This window comes from Paenibacillus ehimensis NBRC 15659, from assembly GCF_004000785.1.
GTDB lineage: Bacteria > Bacillota > Bacilli > Paenibacillales > NBRC-103111 > Paenibacillus_G > Paenibacillus_G ehimensis.
In genome coordinates this window covers 136,528-159,783 of the sequence record NZ_BILX01000008.1, presented here as the reverse complement: position 1 = coordinate 159,783, position 23,256 = coordinate 136,528, and the positions used below count along the sequence as shown (strand labels likewise).

At 57.8% G+C, this 23,256-nt stretch carries 20 protein-coding genes; 10 read left to right on the top strand and 10 right to left on the bottom strand.

The genetic code is table 11. The features are described from left to right. Window positions 1-95: 95 nt before the first annotated feature. Window positions 96-1,331, top strand: a complete 1,236-nt coding sequence (locus PEH01S_RS07430) for an aminopeptidase (RefSeq protein ID WP_127484582.1) — start codon at window positions 96-98, stop codon at window positions 1,329-1,331. Window positions 1,332-1,625: 294 nt separating this feature from the next. Beyond that, entirely contained in the window at window positions 1,626-2,615 is a 990-nt protein-coding gene (locus PEH01S_RS07425) for an aldo/keto reductase family protein (protein ID WP_025849884.1), read from the top strand. 8 nt (window positions 2,616-2,623) lie between these two features. On the opposite strand, the gene PEH01S_RS07420 is transcribed toward PEH01S_RS07425, so the two are convergent. Both PEH01S_RS07420 and PEH01S_RS07415 read right to left on the bottom strand, forming a co-directional pair. Continuing rightward, window positions 2,624-3,523, bottom strand: coding sequence for a LysR substrate-binding domain-containing protein (locus tag PEH01S_RS07420; protein WP_127484580.1), 900 nt, complete (start codon window positions 3,521-3,523; stop codon window positions 2,624-2,626). Between the two features lie 168 nt (window positions 3,524-3,691). Continuing rightward, a complete protein-coding gene (locus PEH01S_RS07415) occupies window positions 3,692-4,603 on the bottom strand; it encodes a LysR family transcriptional regulator (RefSeq protein ID WP_025849886.1) in 912 nt (303 codons plus the stop codon). Between the two features lie 124 nt (window positions 4,604-4,727). Here PEH01S_RS07415 and dat point away from each other — a divergent pair, with 124 nt between their 5' ends. From dat to PEH01S_RS07395, 4 genes are read left to right on the top strand one after another with little or no spacing between them, the layout of a single operon-like run. Beyond that, a complete protein-coding gene (gene dat, locus PEH01S_RS07410; protein WP_025849887.1) occupies window positions 4,728-5,570 on the top strand; it encodes a D-amino-acid transaminase in 843 nt (280 codons plus the stop codon). A gap of 10 nt (window positions 5,571-5,580) precedes the next feature. After that, window positions 5,581-6,528, top strand: coding sequence for a dipeptidase (locus PEH01S_RS07405; protein WP_246062825.1), 948 nt, complete (start codon window positions 5,581-5,583; stop codon window positions 6,526-6,528). Between the two features lie 30 nt (window positions 6,529-6,558). Next, window positions 6,559-7,887: a serine hydrolase domain-containing protein gene (locus PEH01S_RS07400; RefSeq protein ID WP_127484578.1), complete on the top strand. Its 1,329-nt coding sequence runs from the start codon at window positions 6,559-6,561 to the stop codon at window positions 7,885-7,887. Window positions 7,888-7,901: 14 nt separating this feature from the next. After that, window positions 7,902-8,984, top strand: a complete 1,083-nt coding sequence (locus PEH01S_RS07395) for a DmpA family aminopeptidase (protein ID WP_127484575.1) — start codon at window positions 7,902-7,904, stop codon at window positions 8,982-8,984. Between the two features lie 5 nt (window positions 8,985-8,989). On the opposite strand, the gene PEH01S_RS07390 is transcribed toward PEH01S_RS07395, so the two are convergent. Then, complete coding sequence (locus PEH01S_RS07390) at window positions 8,990-10,180, bottom strand: FAD-dependent monooxygenase (protein WP_127484573.1); 1,191 nt, start codon at window positions 10,178-10,180, stop codon at window positions 8,990-8,992. 172 nt (window positions 10,181-10,352) lie between these two features. Beyond that, entirely contained in the window at window positions 10,353-12,023 is a 1,671-nt protein-coding gene (locus tag PEH01S_RS07385) for a peptide ABC transporter substrate-binding protein (RefSeq protein WP_127484571.1), read from the bottom strand. A gap of 770 nt (window positions 12,024-12,793) precedes the next feature. On the opposite strand from PEH01S_RS07385, the gene PEH01S_RS07380 reads away from it, so the two are divergent. From PEH01S_RS07380 to PEH01S_RS07375, 3 genes are all read left to right on the top strand, one after another. Further along, entirely contained in the window at window positions 12,794-14,668 is a 1,875-nt protein-coding gene (locus PEH01S_RS07380; protein ID WP_246062824.1) for a YcdB/YcdC domain-containing protein, read from the top strand. An 18-nt stretch (window positions 14,669-14,686) separates the two neighbouring features. After that, entirely contained in the window at window positions 14,687-14,824 is a 138-nt protein-coding gene (locus PEH01S_RS34500) for a hypothetical protein (RefSeq protein ID WP_164827718.1), read from the top strand. Between the two features lie 72 nt (window positions 14,825-14,896). Next, entirely contained in the window at window positions 14,897-15,589 is a 693-nt protein-coding gene (locus tag PEH01S_RS07375; protein ID WP_127484570.1) for a DUF421 domain-containing protein, read from the top strand. Here the strand turns inward: PEH01S_RS07375 and PEH01S_RS07370 are convergent. The 6 genes from PEH01S_RS07370 to PEH01S_RS07345 all read right to left on the bottom strand — a co-directional run bounded on the left by PEH01S_RS07370 (window position 15,583) and on the right by PEH01S_RS07345 (window position 22,175). Beyond that, window positions 15,583-17,211 carry a catalase gene (locus tag PEH01S_RS07370; RefSeq protein ID WP_127484567.1) on the bottom strand — a complete coding sequence of 543 codons (1,629 nt, stop codon included), beginning with the start codon at window positions 17,209-17,211 and terminating at the stop codon, window positions 15,583-15,585. The genes PEH01S_RS07375 and PEH01S_RS07370 overlap by 7 nt on opposite strands. 177 nt (window positions 17,212-17,388) lie before the next feature. Continuing rightward, window positions 17,389-17,961 (bottom strand): HXXEE domain-containing protein, encoded by a 573-nt coding sequence (locus tag PEH01S_RS07365; RefSeq protein WP_127484565.1) that lies wholly within the window; start codon window positions 17,959-17,961, stop codon window positions 17,389-17,391. Window positions 17,962-18,058: 97 nt separating this feature from the next. Next, the gene (locus PEH01S_RS07360) at window positions 18,059-18,673 is read right to left on the bottom strand and encodes a TetR/AcrR family transcriptional regulator (RefSeq protein ID WP_127484563.1); all 615 of its coding nucleotides are present in this window, start codon (window positions 18,671-18,673) and stop codon (window positions 18,059-18,061) included. 210 nt (window positions 18,674-18,883) lie between these two features. Continuing rightward, window positions 18,884-19,999, bottom strand: a complete 1,116-nt coding sequence (locus PEH01S_RS07355; protein WP_127484561.1) for a DUF1648 domain-containing protein — start codon at window positions 19,997-19,999, stop codon at window positions 18,884-18,886. A gap of 12 nt (window positions 20,000-20,011) precedes the next feature. Further along, the gene (locus PEH01S_RS07350) at window positions 20,012-20,401 is read right to left on the bottom strand and encodes a GntR family transcriptional regulator (RefSeq protein ID WP_127484559.1); all 390 of its coding nucleotides are present in this window, start codon (window positions 20,399-20,401) and stop codon (window positions 20,012-20,014) included. Window positions 20,402-20,456: 55 nt separating this feature from the next. Next, window positions 20,457-22,175 carry an alpha/beta fold hydrolase gene (locus PEH01S_RS07345; RefSeq protein WP_127484557.1) on the bottom strand — a complete coding sequence of 573 codons (1,719 nt, stop codon included), beginning with the start codon at window positions 22,173-22,175 and terminating at the stop codon, window positions 20,457-20,459. A 278-nt stretch (window positions 22,176-22,453) separates the two neighbouring features. Between PEH01S_RS07345 and PEH01S_RS07340 the strand changes: the two genes are divergently transcribed. Beyond that, on the top strand, window positions 22,454-22,816 hold the full coding sequence (locus tag PEH01S_RS07340; RefSeq protein WP_025849900.1) for an ArsR/SmtB family transcription factor: 363 nt from the start codon (window positions 22,454-22,456) through the stop codon (window positions 22,814-22,816). Window positions 22,817-23,256 lie beyond the last annotated feature (440 nt).

The following is a 23,256-nucleotide window of genomic DNA, read 5'->3' as shown; positions in this document are numbered from 1 at the left end:
TTGACCGGATCCGAGCCTGGGAGTACGCTTGGTTCGTCTTCCGACTTCTAGTATAATGGTACGAGTAACCAATCGATAGGACAGGAGACAGGGACATGGAAGCTTTTGACCGAAGTCTGGAAAAATACGCGGAGCTTGTCGTCCGGGTCGGAGCGAACGTTCAGCCCGGACAAGTGCTTCACATCGAATCGCCGCTGGAAGCTGCGCCGTTCACCCGCAAAGTCGTGCAAAAGGCATACGAAGCGGGAGCGAAATACGTGCAGGTTCAATGGGATGACGAGGAAGTGACGAGAAACCGTTTCTTATATGCGCCCGACGAATCGTTCGACTATTACCCGCAGTGGATCCCGGCGATGATGGAGCAGCTCGCGGAGAACGGCGGGGCATTGATCAACATCAAGGTGCCCGACCCGGAATTGTACAAGGGCATCGATTCGGACAAGGTGACGCGGGCGACGAAAGCGATGGCCGTGGCGAGGGAGAAATTCCAAAGCTACGTGCGCAACAAAAAGTTCAGCTGGTGTCTCGTGAAGGCGCCGACGCGCGCTTGGGCGGCCAAGGTGTTCCCCGAGCTTCCGGAGGAAGAGCGGGTCCGGGTGATGTGGGATACAATCTTCCAAATGAACCGGGTCGACGCGGAAGATCCCGTGGCGGCTTGGCAAGAGCACATCGGCCGGCTGAAGCAGGTCAAGGAGAAGCTCAACGAGAAGAAGTACAAAAAGCTGCATTATCGGGCTCCCGGCACCGACTTATCGGTCGAGCTGCCCGAAGGGCATGTTTGGCACGGCGGCGGGACGACGGACGATCAAGGCGTATACTTCGTAGCCAACATGCCGACGGAGGAAGTGTACACGATGCCGCTGCGGACCGGCGTGAACGGAACGGTGACGAGCACGAAGCCGTTAAACTTGAACGGCCGGCTGGTCGACAAGTTTTCGCTCACGTTCGAAGGCGGCAAAGTGGTCAGCTATACGGCAGAGGTCGGGCTTGAATATTTGGATGCCCTGCTGAAGACGGACGAAGGGGCGAAATATTTGGGGGAAGTTGCGCTCGTTCCGCACGATTCTCCGATTTCGAACCTGAACCGCGTGTTTTACAACACCGGTATTGACGAGAACGCGTCCTGCCATTTCGCGGTCGGCAGCGCCTATCCGTTTACGATCGAGAACGGGACGAAGATGAGCAAGGAGGAGCTGCTGGCCAAGGGCGCGAACGTCAGCCTGACGCACGTCGACTTTATGGTCGGCTCGGCGGAGCTGGATATTGACGGCGAGCTGCCGGACGGCACCCGCGAGCCTGTGTTCCGTCAAGGCAACTGGGCGATCGGGTAATCTCCGCCGTAAGAAGCGGAAGGCGGTCAGGGAGCACGAGCAAGAGGAACGAACGGGTTCCATTGTGCCGGCGTTCCGCGGCCGTTCCTCCGGCGGGCAAACGCAAGGGCCTGCACATAAAAAGAACGTCCGACTTAGCGAAGTCGGGCGGTTTTTTTTATGAAATAGGAGTGACATGCATTTTATTTCTTACAATAAATATGGATTTTGAATTAATACCTATAAAAAAGAATATTTCACCTATTCATTTCGGTTAAATATAATCGGATTGTAACCTGAAAGGAGGTAGATCAGATGAACTATCGAAGATTGGGCGCGAGCGGCTTGTCTGTAAGCGAGATTGCTTTTGGAAACTGGATTACCCACGGCGCGCAAGTGGACAACGACACGGCCTATGCTTGTGTCCGAGCCGCGTTGGATGCAGGAATTACGACCTTTGACACAGCGGATGTTTACTCGGATACGAAGGCGGAGACGGTGCTGAGCCAAGCTTTGAGAGGAGTGCGCCGCGAAAGCGTCGAGCTGTGCACCAAGGTTTTCCATCCGACAGGAACCGGACAGAACGACAAAGGGCTTTCCCGCAAGCATATTATGGAAGCCTGCCATGCTTCGTTGAACAGATTGCAGACGGATTATATCGATGTCTATTATGCGCACCGCTTTGATGAGAGGACGCCGCTTGAAGAAACCTTTTTGGCTTTTTCGGATCTGGTTCGGCAAGGAAAAGTGCTGTATATCGGGATAAGCGAGTGGACGGCGGGACAAATTGCGGAGGGGGCGGCATTGGCACGGGAATTGAAGGTTCCGCTGATCGCGAGTCAACCCCAATATTCGATGTTATGGCGCGTTATCGAAGCGGAAGTCGTCCCGGCCTGCGAGCGGGAAGGAATCGGGCAGGTAGTCTGGTCGCCGCTTGCACAAGGAATTCTTTCCGGGAAATATATGCCGGATAAGCCGGTTCCCCAAGGCTCCCGTGCTTCGACGCCGGCCGGTGCTTCCTTTTTCGAGCGATTGGCAGGGCGGTGGATGCGTACCGAAGTGCTGCAGGCTGTCTCCAGGCTCTCTTCCCTTGCGCACGAAGCCGGGTTGACGCTGCCGCAGCTTGCCATAGCATGGGTGCTGCAAAATCCGCAGGTGTCAGCCGCCATTATCGGGGCATCCAAGCCGGAGCAAGTGCAAGAGAACGTCAAGGCTGCAGGGCTTCGTCTTGACCCTGAAATGATGAGGGAAATCGATCATATTTTGGAAGGACTGGTTGAGCGCGATCCAGGAAAAACCGGTTGATTGGCAGGTTATCCGCGAGCCATAGCCGCCGAACATACGGCTTCCATGGTCTCGAGAAAGGCTGACAAGACAGCCTTATCCGTATCGGTTCTCCAAGCGGCATAAAGAGGGACCGGCGGTGCGCTTTCCTTAAAGGGCCGGAATACGACGCCGCTGCGCCGAAATTCGGCAACGGAAGAAGGCACGATGGAAACGCCCAGGTTCGCGGCCACCAAGTTTACAATGGTGTACATCTGAATAGCTTCTTGTACGACATTCGGATAAACGCCATGTTGGGAGCAAAATTCCATGATCAGGCGATGAAAACCGACTCCCAGATGACGCGGAAACAAGACGAACGGTTCACATTCCAACGAGCTGACGGACAGAAGCGGCTGCCTGGCTAACGGATGCTGTTCGGGCAGTACGGCAAAGAGCGATTCTATTGCGAATGTACGATAAGCCAGATGCTTCGCCGGTTCAATGGCGCGGAGAAAGCCGACATGAACGCTTCCGTCAAGTAAGGCCTGCTCTTGCTGGGCGGAAGTCATCTCGCGCAATGTAAGCTGTATTTGCGGGAAATGCTCCCGAAACCCTTTTAGAATATCGATCATTAAACCGCCCGCGGCCGAGTCCACGAACGCAATAACCAAATGACCGCTTATGCCTCGACCCGCAAGCTGCGTCGTCTTAATAGACCGCTCCAATTGAGCTAAAATCGTTTTGGCCTCTTCTAAAAAAACGGCCCCCGCCGGCGTAAGACGAACCTGTCTTTTGCTGCGTTCCAGCAATTTCACGCCAAGTTCCTTTTCCAGCGCTTGAATTTGCTGGCTGAGGGGAGGCTGTGTCATGTTCAATTTTTCCGCGGCACGGTTGAAATGAAGCTCTTCCGCCACGGCAATAAAGTAGCGCAATTTCCGTATATCCATTCTTTTGCTTCCTTCGCACAAAGGATTGTTTCTCCTGATAAGTATACATCAGAATCGCCCGCGCCGGAGCCATGGTTTCCGGCGTTTTTTCGCACGCCTTTCAGAACGCCGCGGGGAGACGGCTTAGAATAACGCGCGGAAGCTTTGCCAAGCTTGCCACATTCGTTCTTATCCCCGATCCGGCCAATGGCCGGTCTGCGCATGGTGCTGGCATAAGAAGCCGATAAACTGCTCCATGATCTGGTTCAGCGACATGTCTTTCAAATAAATCAGCTCGAAATTGCGGTTCAGCTGCGGCAGTCCGGCGACTTCCACCTCGCGCAGCTCGTCCCTCTCTAAATCGTGGAGGATCGAGAAGCGGGGCAGAAACGCGATGCCCAGCCGTTGCTTAACCATCCGCTTGACCACCTCGATGTTATCCGCCTCCATGACCACGTGCCGGTCCAGCCGGAAGTGGCTGAACGCCCCGTTAATCAGCGTCCAATCGAGCGAGCCGCGATTGAATAAAATGAGCCGCTCCTTGGCGACATCTTCAATCGTCACCTGCTTGCGGTCGTGAAACGGATGGCCCGGATAGACCGCCAGCAGCATATCGTCCTTCAGGATCGGAATGCGCCGGATCTGCGGATGATTGACGGCCCGGGCGATCCCGAAGGATACCTCGTGGTTTAACACCATATCAAGCACCTGATGCGAATGCCCGGTCAAAATCGTCAGCTTCACCTTCGGGTAGAGCATTTGGAACTGCTCCACGAGCTGAGGCAGCAGGTAAAAGGCCGCCCCGAAAACGGAAGCGACGGACAGCTCTCCTTCCAATTTCCCGTGAATCCGTTGGATCGCCTGCTGCCCGTCCTGAAGCGATTGCAGCATGCTTTTCGCATAGGGAAGGAAGCTTTCGCCTTCCTCCGTCAAGGCGATGGCATGGCCGGTTCGTTGAAACAGCCTGCAGTTCAGGTCGGCTTCGAGCGCTTTGATCCTCTGGCTTACCGTAGGCTGGGACAAATACAGCAGGTTGGCCGCTTTGCTGAAGCTTCCGGTCAGAGCCACCATGACAAAACATTCAACGTGATCCGTATTCATAAAACGCCTCCCATCCTCGTATTATATTTTTTTATACCCACTATGTCATTATCCTATTGGACCGGCCTGCGGAAATCAATTAGTTTGTTAGTAACATGAGACATTAACCAGGGAGGGCTGCATCATGGCTTTGGCCTATTGTAACGGGAGCTTTATTCAATCGGACGAACCGGCCGTTCCGATCGACGAACGGGGACATCAATTCGGGGACGGCGTATATGAGGTGATCCGCGTTTACCAAGGGCGGCCTTTTATGCTCGACGAGCATTTGGACCGCTTGTTCAAGAGCGCCGCGGCGATCCGTCTGGAAATCGGGCACGACGGCGAGTCGTTGAAGCGAATCATCGGCGAATTGACGCAAAAAAGCGGGCTGTCGGATCTTGATCTTTATGTGCAGGCAACGCGCGGTATCGCCCCCCGCAATCATTTGTTTCCGGCATGCCCGGCGTCCGTCTCGATGACGGCGAAGCCGTTTCGGGAAATACCGGCCGACGCAAGGGCCGCCGGCATCAGCGTCATGCTGCATCCGGACGAGCGCTGGCTGAACTGCTGGATCAAGTCGCTCAACCTGCTGCCCAACATTTTGGCCAAGCAAGCCGCGTCCGAACGCGGATGCCTTGAAGCGGTTCTCGTGCGGGACGGGCAAGTGACGGAAGGAACAAGCTCCAACGTCTACATGGTCAAAGACGGAGCGATCCGGACGGCGCCGCTGTCCAATCAGATTTTGGCAGGCATTACGAGAATGGCGGTGCAGCGGATCGCGCACGAGCTGCGTATCCCGTTCATCGAGCAATCGTTTACGCCGGAGGAGCTGCGGCAGGCGGACGAAGCGTTCATCACCAGTACGACGACGGAAGTGATGCCGGTCGTCCGTTTCGAGGACGGAAGCTTGGTCAGAGACGGCAAGCCGGGACCGGTCGCGCGGGCGCTGTACGAGCGGTTCCGCGCAATGACGGGACAGGACTAGGAAAGGCTGGATGAAAGAAATGGGGCAAAACATCGAAATCATCGACTTTCATTGCGACGCGCTGTATAAGCTCTGGAAAAGCGGCGGACAGCTGTCCTACGGCAGCTCGGAGGAGCTGGCGACGAACAAGGCTAGGCTGCAGCAGGGCGGCGTGAAGGTCCAGTGCTTTGCGGTCTTCGTTCCGCCTCAACTCAAGGCGGAGCAGAAGTTTCAAGCGGCGCTGGATCAGATTCATTATTTCTACGACGAGGTCCTCGGGAAGCATCCGGAAATGAAGCAGATTCGCAGCTGGACCGATTTTGACACGCTCGAACCGGGGCAGATCGGAGCCATGCTGACGCTGGAAGGCGTCGATCCCATCGGCAACGACCTGCGCCAGCTGCACATTTTATACCAGCTTGGCGTGCGTGCGGTCGGCTTGACCTGGAATTACGCCAATCTCGCTGCCGACGGCGTGCTGGAGCCGCGCGGCGCCGGACTTACCACGTTCGGCCGGGACATTGTGCGGTTCAATAACGAGCACCGGCTGCTGACCGATGTGGCTCATTTGTGCGAGCGGGCGTTCTGGGATGTGGTTGAGCTGGCGGAATATCCGATGGCAAGCCACGCCAACGCGCGGGCGGTTTGCGATCACCCGCGCAATTTAACGGACGAACAGGTTAAGGCGCTGTTTGCGAAGGGCGGGACGGTTCACGTTATTTATTGCCCTGCCTTTGTGAAGCGGGAAAGGCATGTAACGATCGCCGATTTGTTAAAGCATATCGATCATTTGTGCGCGCTCGGCGGCGTGCGGCATATCGGGCTCGGTTCGGATTTTGACGGGATTTCCGAGTTTGTCGCAGGCTTGGAGCACGCGGGCAAAAGCCAGAACTTGATCAACGAGCTGCTAAAATATTATAAGGAAGACGAAGTGCGCGGATTTGCCGCAGGGAACTTTTTGCGCAACCGTCCGAAGTAAGAGGACTGCGCAGTCTATGGAGGTGCTGTCATGACCGGCAACTGGTCCGGATTCGAAGCCTATGTGAAAGCGATGATGGAGAAAGAGGCGATCCCCGGCGCAGCCGTGGCCGTCTCGCTGCACGGGGAGACCGTCTACCAGCAGGGGTTCGGCGTTAGAAGCATGGCAACGGGAGAGCCCGTTACCCCGGATACGGTGTTCGGCATCGCGTCGGTCACCAAGTCGTTCACGGCCTTGGCGATCATGCAGCTTGCGGAGGAAGGCAAGCTTTCGTTGGACGATCCTGTCACGAAGCACCTTCCCGGGTTCAAGCTGCGCACTTCCGGCGGCATGCGGAGCGACGGCATCCGCGTGAGGCACCTGCTTTCCCATACGGCGGGCGTCCCGCCGCTGCGCCGCCGGGAGGAGCTTCGGCGGTTCGCCGAGCACCTCGACTATTTGGCGAGCGAAGAGATGGAGCTATTGGGAGCGCCGGGGGAATATTTCAGCTACTGCAACGACACATTCCTGCTGCTCGGGGCGATCATCGAGCGGCTCACGGGCCGCCCGTTCCGAACGGCGATCGCTGAGCGGATTATGGAGCCGCTGCAGCTGAGCCGGTCCACATTCAGCTTGGAAGAGCTGGCCGCTTGGGATAACGTCTCTGTGCCGTATGTGAAGCGCGGCGGCACACGAACGCTGGACGAGGTGCCATGGCCCAAGCTGGGCAACTATGAAGCGGGCGGAGGCATTCGGTCGACGGTGCGCGACCTGCTGAAATACGGGCAAATTTACGTGAACGATGCCGAGCCTTCGAACGGCCGCTCCGTGGCGCGGAGCGAAAGCTTGAGGCAGATGCGGGAGCCGATACACCGGATCGGCAGAAATGTGTTCTACGGCTGTGCGCTGCGGATCATCCCCGACTATTCCGGCGTTACGCTTGTCGAGCACGGAGGCGGCCAGCCCGGGGTATCGTCGTATTTTGGCTTCGTGCCCGAACGCGGGCTGGTGGCCGCCGTCTTGACGAACGTGGCGAACGTGCCCGCAAACGAGCTGTGGTTGGCGGCGGTCAATACGGCGCTCGGCTTCCCCTTGGGGCAAAAGAGCAGCGTGGAGCCGACGTACGAGGCCTCTCCGGAGGAGCTGCTGCGCCTGACCGGCGCTTACCGATCCGCCGAGGGCGGCAGCGTCGACATCGTGCTTGAAGGGCATTCGCCCGTCGCTGTCATTGACGGCAAAGTCTTCGCGCTGCGGGCCAGCGACGACCGTACGCTGGTCATCGCAGAAAGCGGCTATCCGATCCGGTTCTTCTTCAAGGACGAGCCGAAGGCTTGGGCCGCCTTCTACGGCTCACGCATGCTGAAGCGCGTAAACGAATAAAGGGAGAATAGCTTATGAGCAGAAAGCGATTGCGCGATTACGGATTTACCGTCGGAAAGCTTCCGACCGGACAGCTTAACAGTATCGCGGATGTCCCGGGAGTATCCGTAGGGCATGTGACGTTACACGAGGACCGCCCCGACGCTTGCGTCCGGACGGGGGTCACGGCGATTTTGCCCCATCAAGGCGATTGGTTTCGCGAAAAAACGGTTGCTGCGGCGCATGTAATCAACGGCTTCGGCAAAACGGCCGGTCTCGTTCAAGTGGACGAGCTGGGCGTCATCGAATCGCCGATCATGCTGACGAATACGTTCGGCGTACCGGCGGTGACCGAAGGCACGCTTCGTTATATGCTGGCACAGGATGACGGAATCGGAGACCGCGACGGCTCGCTGAACGTCGTCACCGGAGAATGCAACGACTCGTCGCTAAACGACATGAGAGGACTTCATGTCCGTCCGGAGCATGCGATGGAAGCGATCCGGCAGGGATGGGCAGCCAAGGACCGCCGCGTCTTGGAAGGGGCGGTTGGAGCCGGAACCGGGATGGTCTGCTTCGGCTACAAGGGAGGAATCGGGACATCATCCAGACAGGTAGAAGTGGGTGGGGAAACTTACCATTTCGGCGTGTTGGTGCTGACGAACTTCGGCCTTGGGGAAGATTTGACCATCCTTGGGAAGCCTGTGGGCGAGGCCCTTCGTGCGAAGCCGGAGGAGGCACGGGACAATGACGGCTCGATCATCATCGTAGCCGGCACCGACCTGCCGATGGACGCCCGCCAATTGAAGCGGATTGCCAAGCGGGCGGGCTTCGGTTTGGCGCGCACCGGCTCGATCGCGCATCACGGAAGCGGCGACATCGTGATCGCCTTTAGCAACGGCAACCGCATTCCGCATACGCCGGCTTCCGGCGTGCTGGAGCTCCGCGTCGTTCGCGAAGACGGGCGTCTGATGTCCGAATGCTTCCGCGCCGTCGCAGAGGCGACCGAGGAAGCAATCTACAACTCCTTGTTTATGGCGGAGACGACCACGGGGCGCAAAGGAAGAACGGTCGCCGCCTTGCCGGTTGAGGAAGTGCTGGCTGTACTCAGGCGCTGATCGGGTTAAGGCTCATACCCGACCAGCCAGTCCAGCCGGCTGATTTGCATTTGGGCGGGGAGAAGGCGAAGCAGCCGGTTTCGGACGGCCATGGCGGCGGGGTGCGCGAGCTGCACCATCCGGCCCATCCCGCGCGACCTGCGGACGACCAGCGCGGTCCGCCGGAACCGTTCCCGCTCGTATTGACGCAGAGCGGCGGCGGCATCAGGCGTGCCCGGGGTGCCGCATGCCTGCCGCAGGCAGCGGGCTAGCGCAAGGGCGTCTTCCATCGCCTGCGCCCCGCCTTGCCCGAGGTTGGGCAGCATGGGGTGCGCGGCGTCGCCAAGCAAGGTCACGCGTCCCCGGCTCCAGCCGGCGAGCGGCCGGCGGTCGAAAATATCGTGCGAAAGGATGGAGGCCTCGTCGGTCGCGGAGATCAGCGCCTCGATCGGCTCCATCCAGCCGCGAAATTGGCGCAGCGCGGCCGCCTTCCTCTCGGCGGGAGGGAGCTCTTGGCCTTGCGGCGCATTGACGGCAGCGAACCAGAAAATGCGTCCCTGCCCGATCGCCGAGACGCCGAACCGCTTGCCTGGCCCCCAAGCCTCGAAGCCGCCGCCCCGCTCGAACGGAAACCGTTCGTCGTGCCAATGCGCGATGCCTCGCAGCGCGGAATAGCCGGCATAACGAAGCGGGGCGGCCTCGCCGAAGAGCTGCGCCCGAACGGCAGAGTGGAGGCCGTCGGCGCCGATCAGCACGTCTCCTTCCGCGGTGGTGCCGTCCTCGAAGACGGCTTCGATGCGCCGCTCACTCTGCTTCCAGCGGCGCAAACGCTTATCCGTGCGTACTGTCCCGGGCTCCAGGCGGCCGAGCAGAGCGGAATGCAAATCGGCCCGGTGAATCAGGTAGCTCTGCACCCCGTATCGCCGGGCTTGCTCGTCTGTCGGCAGCGATACCAGCAGCCGTCCGTCCGAAGTATAAATGTCCGCTTGCCGTACGGGGGCTCCGAGGCGGCTTACCTGCTGGTCCGCTCCAAGCTGCCGCAGCGCTTTCATGGCATTGGCGGCGAGCACGATGCCTGCGCCGATGCCCGACAGGGCGCGTGTCCTCTCGTAGACCGAGACGTCCCACCCGGCGGATTGCAGCGCAATCGCTGCCGATAATCCGCCGATACCGGCGCCGATAATGACCGCCCGGGGACGGGATGAAGCCGATGCCATGCGGTCACCCTCCTTTCGGGCAGTTAAAGTGTAGGTTGAACGATACCCTGATTATAAGGCGAAGCCTTAGTTCAAACAATGGTACAGGTCCAGCAGGCCCGCCATAGAAAAAAAGCCGTCCTCCGTTGGCTGTTCAACGGAAGAACGGCTTTCGCTTTTTTGGGGCTCGAACTTACTTCACATACGCCCACTTGAGTTCGTATTCAAGCGCATACGGCGGGAAGACCACGCCTTGCAGTTTCGGGTCTTTGAGCCAGCTCAGGGAGCGGAAGTAGTTCGGGATGATCGGCATTTCCTCCATCAGTATTTTTTCGCCGTCAACCATCATCTGCGAACGCTTCGCTTTATCCAACTCGCCCTGCGCGCCTTTAATAAACTTGTCGTACTCGGCATTGGACCAACCCACATCGTTGAATTCATTGCCGGTCACCCACATCTCAAGGAACGTCATCGGATCGTTGTAATCGGCGCTCCAGCCGGAGAGAGACGCTTCGTATTTGTGGTTGTTCTCGTTATCTACGCGCAGCTTGTGCGGAACCGGCTCGCCGATCGCCTCGACGCCGAGATTTTGCTTCCATTGGGCGAGAATGAATTCGACGGATTTCGGTCCGACTCCGTTGTCGTCCGCTTGAAGCTTGAACTTCGGCAGCTGCGCCACGCCCAGCTCCTTCAAGCCTTCTTGCAGCAATTGCTTCGCTTTGGCCGGGTCGAATTTCGGCCGCAGCTCGCCCGCTTTTTTGCGGAACTCTCCGCCGTTGCCGTCGCTCGTTCCGTTCGGTACGAAGCCGGTAGCCGGCACGGGGCCTTTGCCTGTAACGGTTTCGATGAATGCTTTGGTGTCGATGGCAAGCGCAAGCGCTTGACGGATTTTTTTATTCTTGAAGGCCGGGACGTTCTCCTGGCTCAGCTTAATATACCAGGAAGACAGCTCGGGCTGCAGGACGAATTCCGGCTTTCCTTCCCACTGGTTAATGCTCTCGCGGGTGATGTTTTGCAGCTGGGTCGCTCCGGTTTGGAACAGGTTCAGACCGGTGTTCTCGTCTTTGACGATGTTCAGCGTGATTTTTTCCAGCTTGACATTATCTTTGTCCCAATATTTATCGTTTTTGACTAAGACGAGCTGCTGCTCATGATCCCATTGGGCCAGCTTGAACGGTCCCGGTCCGATGGCGGATTCTGCGTCTGCGCCGTTTTTGTCGCCATACTTCTCGACGATATCTTTGCGTTGCGGGAAAAATTGCAGGAAGGATAATTGCTCGGTGAAGAATGGAATCGGGCGTTCCAAGGTGATTTCCACCGTTTTTTCATCCAGTGCCTTAACGCCGAGCGCTTTCTTCGCCGCTTCGAGCTCTTGGGGGGTTTTGGCTTTCTGCACGTCCGCCCCGCCTTTAATCCAAGCTACCATAAATGCATACAGCGCTTTAGTCGAAGGGTCCAGCGTACGCCGGTACGAGTAAACGAAGTCTTCGGCTTTGACCGGCTGGCCGTCGGAATAGACCAAATTGTCTTTCAGCTGGATCGTGTACGTTTTACCGTCCTCCGAAATTTTCGGCATGTCTTTAGCAAGCCCCGGCTCGGCCTTCCCGTCCTTATTCAGACGGTACAGCCCTTCACTGACGGCGTTCATGACGGTAAACGCTGCCACCTGTGTCGATTTGGAGACGTCCATCGCCCCCGGCTCCGTCCTGAAATTAAGGGTGATTTCCTGCTTGGGGGCAGCGCTCTTCTCGCCGCCTTCGGTTCCCGTACCGGGAGTCGTACCGCTGCCGCCGGTACATCCGGCTGCCGTTGCGCCGACAACAGTCAAGATGACCGTTGTAGCCAGCCATTTGCGAATCTTCATAAGCTCGCTCCTTTTTCATGATTTTGTATAATCAAGAACGACGATGAATCGTTCTGTGATTCCGTTGCAAAAATACGCAAGTCGCATCGACTGCTGCGTTGTTATGCAGGTTCAATGAAGTAAGGGAGACAGAGCAGCAGAGTTGGCGGCTCGGGGACGGCGGGAGCATGAGGAAGGCCCGGATGGAAGTGAGTGCTCGTCCCAAATTCTAGGTGTGGTAAAAGATTAATGGATGATTTGTAATATTAAGATTGTAAAAATATATTACCAAGCTACCACAATATACCAGTGTTTTCAATACAATTTTAATAAAATGTATTCGTTTTCAAAAAGAAAATACCGGGAAGGCTGCGAATGAAATAACCATAGGTTAAACCGGTGAAAAGCGGCTGCAGAATTAGTCGGTTGGCGTGCGACCGGGAGGAGGATAGCGTAGGCCAAAAGGACAGCGTTCCCGGGGAAGGTTCGGGAGAAAAGTTGATAGCGGGAGGGTCAATTCAGCTTTTGGGATAAATTGTATAAAAATGTCGAAGGTGACCGTTATTGAAAGTTGCCGCCCGAAAGTGCGACTCGCGCGTATGCATGACGGTAATGGCTGAACGAGGATTTTTTTCGAAACACTGAAACCTAACTGCGCTCTCGCCGGTCTAAAGGGTATACACAGGAGGGGAAACACATGAACCGAAGCGACCGGGCCAGAGCCGCCCAGGCGGGCACTCGCGCAGCCTTCCCGGCTCTGATCGAGGGACAGCAGGACCGCCTGCGGCTGGTTGCCTATTATTACGGCGGCAGGACATGGACGCGGAGGATGTGGTCTATGGGGCTACAAGGTGCTTGTCGGACTGCCGGGGCCGAAGCCGCCGCAGTTTTTTGCTACTTGGCTAATCCGCATCGTCATCAACTGCGTGCTGACGGTGCTGGACAAACGGCAGCGGCTGGCGCCGGACGACGACCGTGCAGCCGAACGTCAGCGGGCTTTCGCGTCCGATTCCGATGACCGTCTCGATCTGCGTTCCGCGGTCCGGCAGGCACGGTCAAAACCATTTTGCCCAGGGGGGTTGAAGGAATTGCGCAAACGATACGCCAATCCGGAAGAACCGGCAGGCTCGGCACCGTCTCCGGCGGCCGGGGCATCCGAATTATCGGCTGAGGAAGCCTTGCGGCACAAGCTGGCCGAATTGAAGCTGCGGACGGAGGAGCTCTTCGATATCCCGGAAGCGTACGAGCTTACGATTGCGGATTATCGCGATGATAAGCGCGAAGGGGGACGGGCGATGTTCGTCTGGACCAAAGCGGGAGAGGATCCCATATGGAGCAAGTCCGGCAAGGATAGCGGCCTGTCCGTGGAGCTTAACGCTCAAGGGGATCTGATTGAGTATACGATCGATGTGGAGGAGTCGGCCGGCGATTTGCCGGAGCTGTCTGTGGAGGAATTGCGGCTCCGGGCGGAGAAGTTTGCGCTCGATCATTATCCGGGCGCGCTGAAGCCGTTTTCCCTGACGGGCACTAAGTTTGCAGAGTCCGGGACGCTTTTCTTCTATGAGCAGGAGGTTATGGGGATGCCGCTGCCGATGTCGGGCTTCCGGGTCAAGGTTCACCGGAGCGGCATAGTCAGCGACTTCCGGTATTTCGGCCGGCAGACGAAGCCGAAAATCCCGGAGTCCCTTGTTCCGAAGGAGCAGCTTCTGCGGCAGATTGCGGATACCGCCAGGCTGGACCTGCGGCTGGCCTTCCTTTACAAGTCCGTTGACGATTCGGATAAGGATGAGCTGAGGCTGGTCTACGAGCCGACAACCCGCTGGATGCATTTCCGCGCGGACGGAGTGGAGGAGGCCCGCGAAGCGGCCGACGAAGACACGGAATCCGAAGAGCCGGCCGTATGGCTGCCCGTTCCGGTGCCGGCGGTCGAGGCCCCGCCCGTCCGGACGGCGGAGGATGCTCTAAAACTGCTCGGCCTCGATCCGGACCGGTATGAGCTGCTGAGGGAAGTGGAAATGGACGACCGCCTGACCGGGTTCGTCTGGCGAAGGCGCGATTGGCAGCCGGATGCGGCAGAGGACCTTTCGCTGGATGCTTTTATGCGGGAGCGGTCGGAGGAGACCGTGAAAGCGAAGATCGATCCGGCCGGCGGGAGGCTGGTGTCGCTTTTTCGTTTTGAAGAGGAGCTTCCGGGGGAGCTGAGGCTGACACGGGACGAATGCTTGGACATCGCGCTTGGATTTATGGCCCGTGCGCAGCCCGGTTTGGCGCCATTTATGCAGCTGAGGCAGCGGGAGGAAGAAGCTGATTCTGGCAGGGAGCATTTCGAATTCCGCATCGGGAAGCAGGGCGTCTGGATGGAATTCGACCATTTCCGGTTATCCGTCAACAAGACGACGGGGCAGATCGGATCCATGATGGGCCCGTCCGTCGACCCGGCGCAATTGCAGGCCGTCGAGGTTACGGCGCTCATGGACGAGCCGGAGGCGCGCCGGATTTATGCGGAAGCGCTGGATCTGAAGCTGGGGTGGGAGACGGATTACTCGGGCAGCGGCAAAAGGCGCCGCTACCGTTTGATGTACCGTCTGGTGCATAAGAAAAAGGGCCGGGAAATTCGTTGGATCGATGCCCGGACGGGCGAGTTGATTTGTTCGAAGCCGGATTAAAGGGGATGGTGCGGCGGGATGAGCAAAAGAACGGGGCAGGGGGACGGCATGCGCTTGCTGAAGCTGTGGATTCGCATGCCCCGGAAGCTTCGTTACTTGGCGATTATCGTGTCTCTGGCCGTCTTGCATTGGTTCTTCAAATGGCTTAACGGGTGATTCTACGGGTTCAAGCGATGCCCTCCCAGGGTAAGGAAGGACACATCTTCCTTTTCCGAAGGAGGGCTTTTTATGGCGGATTTTGCTTATATTACCGTCAAGCTGGCGGCCGGACTTGCAGGGCTGTGGGTCATTACGAGGCTGCTCGGCAAAAAGGAAATTTCCCAGCTTACCGCATTCGACTTCGTCTCCTCGTTAATGCTTAGCGAAATTGTCGGCAATACGCTGTATGACCGCGACGTCGGGCTGGAGCAGCTTCTTTATGCGCTCGCGCTGTGGACCGTGATGTCGCTCGCGCTGGAGAAGCTCGTGCAGTTCGTCCCATGGCTGTCCAAGCCGCTGAACGGAACGGCCGATCTCATTATCGACAACGGCCGAATCGATTGGCAGGCGATGAAGCGCAACAATCTCGATTTCGATCAATTGCTCACGATGCTCCGGGAGCAGAACGTCTTTTCCGTACGGGAAGTCGCTTTCGCCGTGTTCGAGACGAACGGCAGCATCAGCGTGATGAAACGATCCGACGCGGAAAGCGTGACGCGGAAGGATCTGCGCCTGCCTGACGTTCCGGTTTCCCTGCCGGCCATTCTGATCGAGAACGGACGCATCCAGCGGCAAAGGCTCGAAGCTCTGGGCCGCGACGAGTCGTGGCTGCTCGGCGAGCTGCAGGCCGCAGGAATCGGGCGGCCGCAGGAGGTGCTGTACGCCGAATGGACAGACCATGACGGGCTGTATTGCCAGATGAAGCCGGAGACGGGTCAGTAACCGTCCGTTTTCTGCCCCATCCGCTCCGCCAGGTCTGCGCCTTGCTGCGCGGAAACGGATCCGAGATGCGGCGAACCGGCGTCCGCCTGGGCCAATCCTTCCGCAACGCGCCGCCCATACTCGGGATCGGCTTGCGTAAAATAGCCGATCATCCGCTCGCGGACCGGAGGCCGGCACACTTGAAGCGCAGCGACCAGATTGCGGATCAATTCGTCGCGTTCCCAATCCTCGAATTTCCGGTACGTTTCTCCCGCCTGCTTGAAATCGTTCGTCCGGTCGATCTTCTGCCGCACGAGCTTCGCCTGATAAGCGGGCTCGTGGTCTTTGCCCTGCGGCTTCGCTTCGGTCAGCCCGTCCAGCAGCGAGGGCTCGTAGTTCACGTGCGGACTTTGCCCTTCGGCGCGATCCACGTAGTAGGTCATTTGTCCGTCGCGCTGATTGGTGGCGACGTGCTTCTTGGGCGCGTTGATCGGAAGCTGGAGGTAGTTGGTGCCGACCCGGTGGCGCTGCGTATCCGAATAGGAAAACGTTCGTCCCTGCAGCAGCTTGTCATCGGAGAAATCCAGGCCGTCCACCAAGACGCCCGTACCGAAGGCCGCCTGTTCGACCTCTGCGAAGTAGTTCTCGGGATTCCGGTTCAGCACCATTTTTCCGACCGGCAAAAAGGGAAAGCGCTCCTGGTCCCACAGCTTCGTCGGGTCCAGCGGATCGAAGTCGAGCTCGGGATGCTCGTCATCGCTTAAGATTTGGACGCAGAGCTCCCATTCCGGGAAATCGCCGCGCTCGATCGCCTCGTACAAGTCCTGGGTCGCATGGCTGTAGTTTTTCGCTTGAATTTCCTCGGCTTCGCGCTGGGTCAAATTTTTGATGCCCTGCTTCAGCGGTTCCCAATGATACTTGACCAGCACCGCCTCGCCTTCGGCGTTGACCCATTTGTACGTATTGACGCCGGACCCCTGCATCTGTCTGTAATTCGCCGGAATTCCCCAAGGAGAGAAGACGAAGGTCACCATATGGGTCGCTTCCGGCGTGCCCGCGAGAAAATCGAACATGCGCTCCGGGTCGTTCAGATTCGTCACGGGGTCCGGGCGGAACGAATGCACCATGTCGGGAAACTTGAGAGGGTCGCGGATGAAAAAGATTTTCAGGTTGTTCCCGACCAAATCCCAGTTCCCGTCCTCCGTATAAAACTTGGTCGCGAATCCGCGGGGATCGCGAAGCGTCTCCGGCGAATGCCCGCCGTGAACGACGGTGGAGAAGCGGACGAAGACGGGCGTCCGTTTGCCGGCTTCCTGAAACAGCCTCGCCCGCGTGTACTTCGCGACCGGCTCGTCTCCGACTTTGCCGTAGGCCTCGAAATAGCCGTGAGCGCCCGCGCCGCGGGCATGAACGACCCTCTCGGGAATGCGTTCGCGGTCGAAATGCGAGATCTTCTCGAGAAAATGATAGTTTTCGAGTGTGGACGGTCCGCGACTGCCCACGGTTCGGATGTTCTGGTTATCCGTAATAGGATGGCCCTGACGATCCGTCAGCGTCGTATCGGTCTCGCCCGGCGAGCGCCGCCCGTCCAGCGATCCTCCGGCGCCTTCAACCGAGGTTCCGTTCGGATGATGATCCTTCATTGCGCTTTTCCTCCCAGCAGTATAAACTGTTTGCGACATATCCATTATTTGACTTGTTTTCTGAAAATATGCGCATGATCCTGCCTGAAGCGCGGGAGGCTTGCACGACTCGTTCGGGAGAGACGGCAGCGGCTGGACCGAACGGAGCGTTCCACGGTTCTGCAGCCGGGCCTCCTCTTACATACGGCGGCCCGGCCCTGCTGCGGGCTTGCGGTAGGGCGCGATCCACCGGCCGAGCGTAAACCCGATACCGATCAGAAGAAATACGAGTGGGAGGACGATGGCGATGCCGAGCCACAGGGCGGATGTCTCTACCAGGTCCGCCTCATAAAAGCGGTAAAGGGCGTAAGAGGCGTACGGAATTTCCACCAGCGCCGCCGTTACGGCCCCGACGGTGTAGCACCGCTTCTCTAGCGATAAGATGACATGCTTGATGCCGTCCAGCAGCATGACCGCCACCATGCCGACGAAGACGGGGCCCAGCTTCCCGCCGTCCTGCACGGCTGCCGCGGCAATGCCCGTCCCAAGGCAGATGAGCGATCCGATCAGCGTGACCGCTGTCGCGAATTGAACGGTAATGCTTTTGTCCCAGTTCAGCGCCCGCTGTATCAACGGGGATAGCGTGTGCTTGCGCGGCCGTATCCAGCGTTCCACGGCGGCGATTTCCTCGCCGTCATGAAGGAAGAAGGCGACCGGCAGGAGCCAGATCAAGAGGTGCAGGGAAATCCAGTCGTTCAGAAAAGCAAGCATGTGCGGTTCCTCCTTTATTTTGCTTCTAAGATGGAGTCAGAATTGAGTAATCACTCAAAAATTGCGTAAAAAAAATTTGGCCTTTCGATAGAGCGCATTACGCATCAACCTTGTAAAGGCCGTGGAGCAGCAGACCGACCAGTTGGCGAATGTAAGCTTCTTCATCGCCCAGCAGGGCCATCTCGCCGCCGAAGCGGGAATGCAGCGCGAAATAAAGCAGAATCGACGCGTTAAGCATCGTAGCGGCAGCGTGATAGGTCTGCTCGCTTATGAATCCAACGGGGGTTCCCTGCTTCAAAATGCTGCTGCCGGAGGCGCCGATGCTTCCGATGAGCCGGAGCACTTCCTGAGAAACCGCCGTATCCCGCATCATCTCCGGGGACCAAATCAGCAGCAGGTATTCCCGGTTCTCCTTCAAAAATTGCAGGTACCGGCATCCGTATTGGACCAGCGCTTCGTCCAGCGGCAGCCGCTTCCACCGCTCCGAGCCGTCCTGCGCCAGCAGCGCGAAGGAGAAGCTGTGGACGATATGCATGAGCAGCTTGCGCTTGCCGCCGAAGTAGTAGAAGATTAAGCCTTCCGTTACGCCGCTTTCCTCTGCGATCTCCTTGGTCGTTGTCGCATGGTAGCCTTTCCCGGAAAAAAGGCGGAGGGCCGCCGTGACGATTTTTTGTTTTTTCAACTCGGGATCGTTCTTTTCGCCTCTCGCCATGCCATCATCCGCCCTTCCTTCTTGAAATTTGAGTATTTACTCAAAATTATAGTCGAAGCTTCGCGATTGTCAAGCCGTGCAGTGCGCGGGGGCTCTGAAACACAAACGGCGGCAAACCGCCTCCGGAGGAGGGATTGCCGCCGTGCCGTGCCATTTAACTCGAAGTCCGTTACACCGTCTAACCGGCATTTCAAAACGCGCCGTCTGTGCTCAGCCTTTGATGGCCGCGATGACGAGGATCATTCCGACCAGCGCAAGCGGCGCCAGCATAACGACCCAGGCCAGCGGCCGGGCTGCGTTGATGGTCCAGCCGATGCCGACCCGCTTCTCGATAAACAGCGAAGGATCGTCGGGGTTATAGTAGAACGCTCCCAGCTTCCAATACTTGTCGTCGTCGGCTGCGCCAAGCACTGGCTTTTCGCCCGTTGCGCTTGACCCGCCGAGCCGGCTCCCGCCTTGCCCGGTAATGAACGAGACCGCGAGAACCAGAATCAGCGTCAATGCCGGTATCGTGATCGAGACGGTGACGAGTACCGAGCCGTCAAAAGGGAACAGCAAGAAAAACTGGATGAACGAGAACAGCACGAGCATCAAGAAGCCCATGACCATGATCACGAGAGACCAGATCCGGCGGAACCGGATGTTCTGCTCGCGGGATTGCTCGGGCGCACTCGCGTCGATCTGCTGCTTGCTTTTGCGGATCACCGTATTGATGGACGCGAAGATGAAGATCTGGACCAGCTGAATCACGTTCGGGAAAAAGACGTTCCAATACGTTTTCGGCTGGGTTTCTGTCGGGTTGCCCTGCATATCATACCGTGTCACGAGAGTGTCCGGAAGCCGGTCGTAATGCCACAAAGCAATACAGGCGCACAGGACGACGAAGGCCAGATGAATCAGGTACCACCAATCGGAATACGTCGTTTTCCGGCTCCGAAACGAGGTGTCGACGGCAATGAACCGGGCGCTGGCGTTCTCCGCGGGACGCGCGGCCTTCCACTGCTTCATTTTGTTGTAGTAGACGAGAAAGCTTACCGTCGACACCGTAATAAGCGCGAGCGAAAATCCGATGATGAACAGCCCCTGCTGCGTCTCGTCCGTCCGCTGGATGCCGAAAAGCAGAACGATGAGAAGAACGGCTCCGATCGCCCCGTTCCACCAAGCATAGCGGCGGCGCATGGATTGCAGCTCGGGATCGTGATAATGCCGCGAATCGATCGATACGCCGAAGTGATTCGTCGTTCTTGTAAAATACGGCAAGCCGGCCAGCATCACAATGACCGGCACAAAAATGGCCGCAACCAGCAAAGCGATTCCAATATGCATGTAGCCCCCTCCTTAGTTCCCGTTACCTTTGATTCCGCTGAAAATGCTGTGGATAAGCCCGAGCAGTTCCTCCTCGCGCATTCCGCGGCATATGGCTTCGGCGGCGATCGGCGACAACTGCTCGCGCAATTTATGTTTATACGCTTCGGTTACCTGGGGCATGCCGTCCGGTTGGACGACCACCCCTTTTTGGCGGTGAATTTGAATGAAGCCTTCCTGCTTCAGGAGCGTGTAGGCCTTATTCACGGTATGCAGATTGATACCGATATCCGAAGCGAGACTGCGCACGGACGGAAGCGCCTCGCCGGGCTTCAGGGCGCCGCTCGCGATGCCTTCGAGAATCTGATTCATCAGCTGGGCATAAATGGGAGTCTCCGATTGTAAATCCAATTTAATAATCATGGAATCTCCTCGCACCTTGGGGTTCCGGGGTTAACTCCGGAGTCCGTCCTCGAAATTAGTTTTTGCCTGTCAGCCATCCGGCGATATCGTCAATCACGTAGGACGGCACGTTGCCGGGAAGGGCGTATTCCTTACCGGTGGAAGGAAGGTCGGACTCGACGAAATAGTGGTTCAGCTTCGGATAAAGCTTGGAAACGACGTCCCGGCGCGCAGACAGGGCGGATGTCCAGCCGTCCAGATTGCTTGCGGTCACTTGAAAATCGTTGTCGCCCTGCAGGACGAGGAGCGGCGTCGATTGACGCTTGGCGATTTCGCCGCCCCGATAGTTCCGGAAGTCGAACCACCAGACCGGACTGCCCAGCGCAAAATCATTCGGTACGTTCGACGCGGAATATTGCGGGTCTTTCAAAAGAGCGACTTGCTGCTCCATCGCTTTGACCTGCCGCTCCAGCCCTTCGGTCGGCTGTCCCGCTTCCTTCGCCCAGGCGAGCGCTTGTTTATTTTGCTCCAGAATAATGTCCTCTAACGGCCGGGAAGGGCCGGCCATGACAATCGCTCCGGCAATGTTTTTCTGCGTATCGGACTCGATGATGGCCGGGACCAGCATTCCGCCTTGGCTGTGACCAAGGACAAAGATGCGCTTCGCATCGATACGGCGGTCTTTTTCCAGCGCGCGTACTGCGTCGACCGCATCGTCAACCGTTTCTTCCTTGACGGTAAAAGCCGGATCGAACGAGCTCTTGAGCGTGTGTACCCGCGTCCGCTTCTCGTAGCGCAGCACGGCGATGTTTTTGGCGGCCAGACCGACGGCCAGATCACGGAACAGCTTATAGCTGCCGAGCGCTTCGTCGCGATCGTTCGGCCCGGAGCCGTGAACGAGCACGACCGCAGGGAACGGCCCTTCGCCCTTCGGCAGCGTCAGCGTGCCGGGAAGCGGCGCTTCGCCTTCGCCGACCGTCACCTCCTCCTCTGAATAAAGCTCCGGCTTGTCGTACTCCGGCTTGCGGTAATCGCCTGCGGGAGGTAGCGGCAGGAAAATGTCGTCGATTTTGCCGTTCGCGTCGAACCGGACGGCGATGCCCAGCGGCGTCGATTTATCCGTCATATAGCCGAGCAAGGCGTTGCGATGGACCGCCGTGATTTCCCGCTTGAGCGATAGGAGCCGTTTCGGCGCCCCCAAGATGCCGGTATTGCCGGTCCAGTACCCTGCAAGCTTCGCTTCCGGCAGCCGCGCCCGCAGCTTGTCGCTCAGCATCAGGCTTGCCGCTTGAAATTGACCGTTTTGCAGCAGGGAAACGAAATGGCTCCCCGCTGCCGTCACATCGGAAGGATCGACGGTCAGCCCGTTAACGTCGTCCCAATCGATGGAGACTTGAAAGGCTTCCCGGATCGTCTCCAGCGGAATCAGCGTCGTATCGTTAACGATAGCGGCTTCCTCCGTCATGGAGATCGTTGTGGAATCATCGACTTTTGCGTTCCGTTCGCCGATTTTTACGGAGAGCTTGACGATGCCGCGGGTGACGGTAACCAGCCTGTTTTCGGCGTCCCATTCGACTCCCGCGCCAATGGCTTCGGCGACGGCCCGCAGCGGGACCATCCGTGCGAGTGCGCTTGAAAAGCCGGCATCGGCCCCCTTGGCTGCCGCGGAGGCTTGGGTGCTCGTCTGCTCCGCCGGCGCGCTTTCGGCCAAGGCGTGTACCGGTTGGACGATCGTCGCCGCTAGCAGCGAACCGACGGCCAATTGTTGCATGCTGCGATTCCATCGTTTGCTCATGTCCTCTTCCCCCAAGTGTGTAAGTGTGTAGTTATAACTGTTATACTATATATATAACAGATAGAGAGGTGAGTCAAGGGGAGTGCAACGGCACAATGCCCAATTTCCCGCCTTCCTGCAATTCGGAAGGACGGGAGTTCGCGAGCAGGACCGCCGCGTCTCATCAATAAATTGTAATTATTATAATTAAGACCGGAGGAGATCCGGCAACCCGTTCGGTTTTCTGTTATAATGGGATCAACGGATAAGCTTGATTAGGATGAAGGCGGTGTTGTGTCTTGGAAAAAGTGCTGCAAGATCAATGCGATGAGACCTGTGAAGGCACCTCTCAGATCGACGATTTGAAGGAGAGTCTGATCCCGGAAGCGACGGCGGCCGGACTGGCGGACGTATTTAAAGCGCTGGGCGACCCGACGCGGGTGAAGATCATATATACGCTGCTGCAAAAAGAGCTCTGCGTGCACGACCTGACGCTTGTGCTGGAGATGGGGCAGTCCGCGATTTCGCATCAGCTTCGCTATTTGCGCAATTTACGTATCGTGAAGCGGCGCAAGGTAGGGAAAACGGTGTTCTACTCGCTCGACGACGAGCACATCGAGCAAATTTTCGTGCAAATGCTGCAGCACGTCAAGCACGGCTAGCGATAGGGGAGCATAGTAAAGCAGGGGGGGATCCTCCTGCTTTTTATGTTTTCTTTTGATCGTTGCTTCAAAATAAGGGCGGGACGACGGTTGACAGATCTCCAACGGATGACATAAGATGGTAATAAACGTATGAACAATTAATCATGTGTTGTATAGAGGAGATGGAGATATGTCCGGCAAACCATCCTGCTGCGGTGCCGAAGCGTCGCGCAGCAGCAAGCCCGACGTTTGTGGAAACGGCGATCCCCGGCGCGACCAGGAGCTTAAGCACACGCATGATGCCGGGTGCGGACACGAACACAGCCACGATCACACGCATGGTCACGATCACAAGGACAATCACGGCGACGTTTACGATCACGGTCATCACCATGACGCTTGCGGATGCGCGGATCATCACGATCATGACCACAGCCATAGTCATAGCCACGATCACG

What these genes read in the sequence shown, in the direction of transcription:
- PEH01S_RS07430 (WP_127484582.1), top strand. Translation starts at nt 96, where the DNA reads ATGGAAGCTTTTGACCGAAGTCTGGAAAAATACGCGGAGCTTGTCGTC.
- PEH01S_RS07425 (WP_025849884.1), top strand. Translation starts at nt 1,626, where the DNA reads ATGAACTATCGAAGATTGGGCGCGAGCGGCTTGTCTGTAAGCGAGATT.
- PEH01S_RS07420 (WP_127484580.1), bottom strand. Translation starts at nt 3,523, where the DNA reads ATGGATATACGGAAATTGCGCTACTTTATTGCCGTGGCGGAAGAGCTT.
- PEH01S_RS07415 (WP_025849886.1), bottom strand. Translation starts at nt 4,603, where the DNA reads ATGAATACGGATCACGTTGAATGTTTTGTCATGGTGGCTCTGACCGGA.
- dat (WP_025849887.1), top strand. Translation starts at nt 4,728, where the DNA reads ATGGCTTTGGCCTATTGTAACGGGAGCTTTATTCAATCGGACGAACCG.
- PEH01S_RS07405 (WP_246062825.1), top strand. Translation starts at nt 5,581, where the DNA reads ATGAAAGAAATGGGGCAAAACATCGAAATCATCGACTTTCATTGCGAC.
- PEH01S_RS07400 (WP_127484578.1), top strand. Translation starts at nt 6,559, where the DNA reads ATGACCGGCAACTGGTCCGGATTCGAAGCCTATGTGAAAGCGATGATG.
- PEH01S_RS07395 (WP_127484575.1), top strand. Translation starts at nt 7,902, where the DNA reads ATGAGCAGAAAGCGATTGCGCGATTACGGATTTACCGTCGGAAAGCTT.
- PEH01S_RS07390 (WP_127484573.1), bottom strand. Translation starts at nt 10,180, where the DNA reads ATGGCATCGGCTTCATCCCGTCCCCGGGCGGTCATTATCGGCGCCGGT.
- PEH01S_RS07385 (WP_127484571.1), bottom strand. Translation starts at nt 12,023, where the DNA reads ATGAAGATTCGCAAATGGCTGGCTACAACGGTCATCTTGACTGTTGTC.
- PEH01S_RS34500 (WP_164827718.1), top strand. Translation starts at nt 14,687, where the DNA reads ATGAGCAAAAGAACGGGGCAGGGGGACGGCATGCGCTTGCTGAAGCTG.
- PEH01S_RS07375 (WP_127484570.1), top strand. Translation starts at nt 14,897, where the DNA reads ATGGCGGATTTTGCTTATATTACCGTCAAGCTGGCGGCCGGACTTGCA.
- PEH01S_RS07370 (WP_127484567.1), bottom strand. Translation starts at nt 17,211, where the DNA reads ATGAAGGATCATCATCCGAACGGAACCTCGGTTGAAGGCGCCGGAGGA.
- PEH01S_RS07365 (WP_127484565.1), bottom strand. Translation starts at nt 17,961, where the DNA reads ATGCTTGCTTTTCTGAACGACTGGATTTCCCTGCACCTCTTGATCTGG.
- PEH01S_RS07360 (WP_127484563.1), bottom strand. Translation starts at nt 18,673, where the DNA reads ATGGCGAGAGGCGAAAAGAACGATCCCGAGTTGAAAAAACAAAAAATC.
- PEH01S_RS07355 (WP_127484561.1), bottom strand. Translation starts at nt 19,999, where the DNA reads ATGCATATTGGAATCGCTTTGCTGGTTGCGGCCATTTTTGTGCCGGTC.
- PEH01S_RS07350 (WP_127484559.1), bottom strand. Translation starts at nt 20,401, where the DNA reads ATGATTATTAAATTGGATTTACAATCGGAGACTCCCATTTATGCCCAG.
- PEH01S_RS07345 (WP_127484557.1), bottom strand. Translation starts at nt 22,175, where the DNA reads ATGAGCAAACGATGGAATCGCAGCATGCAACAATTGGCCGTCGGTTCG.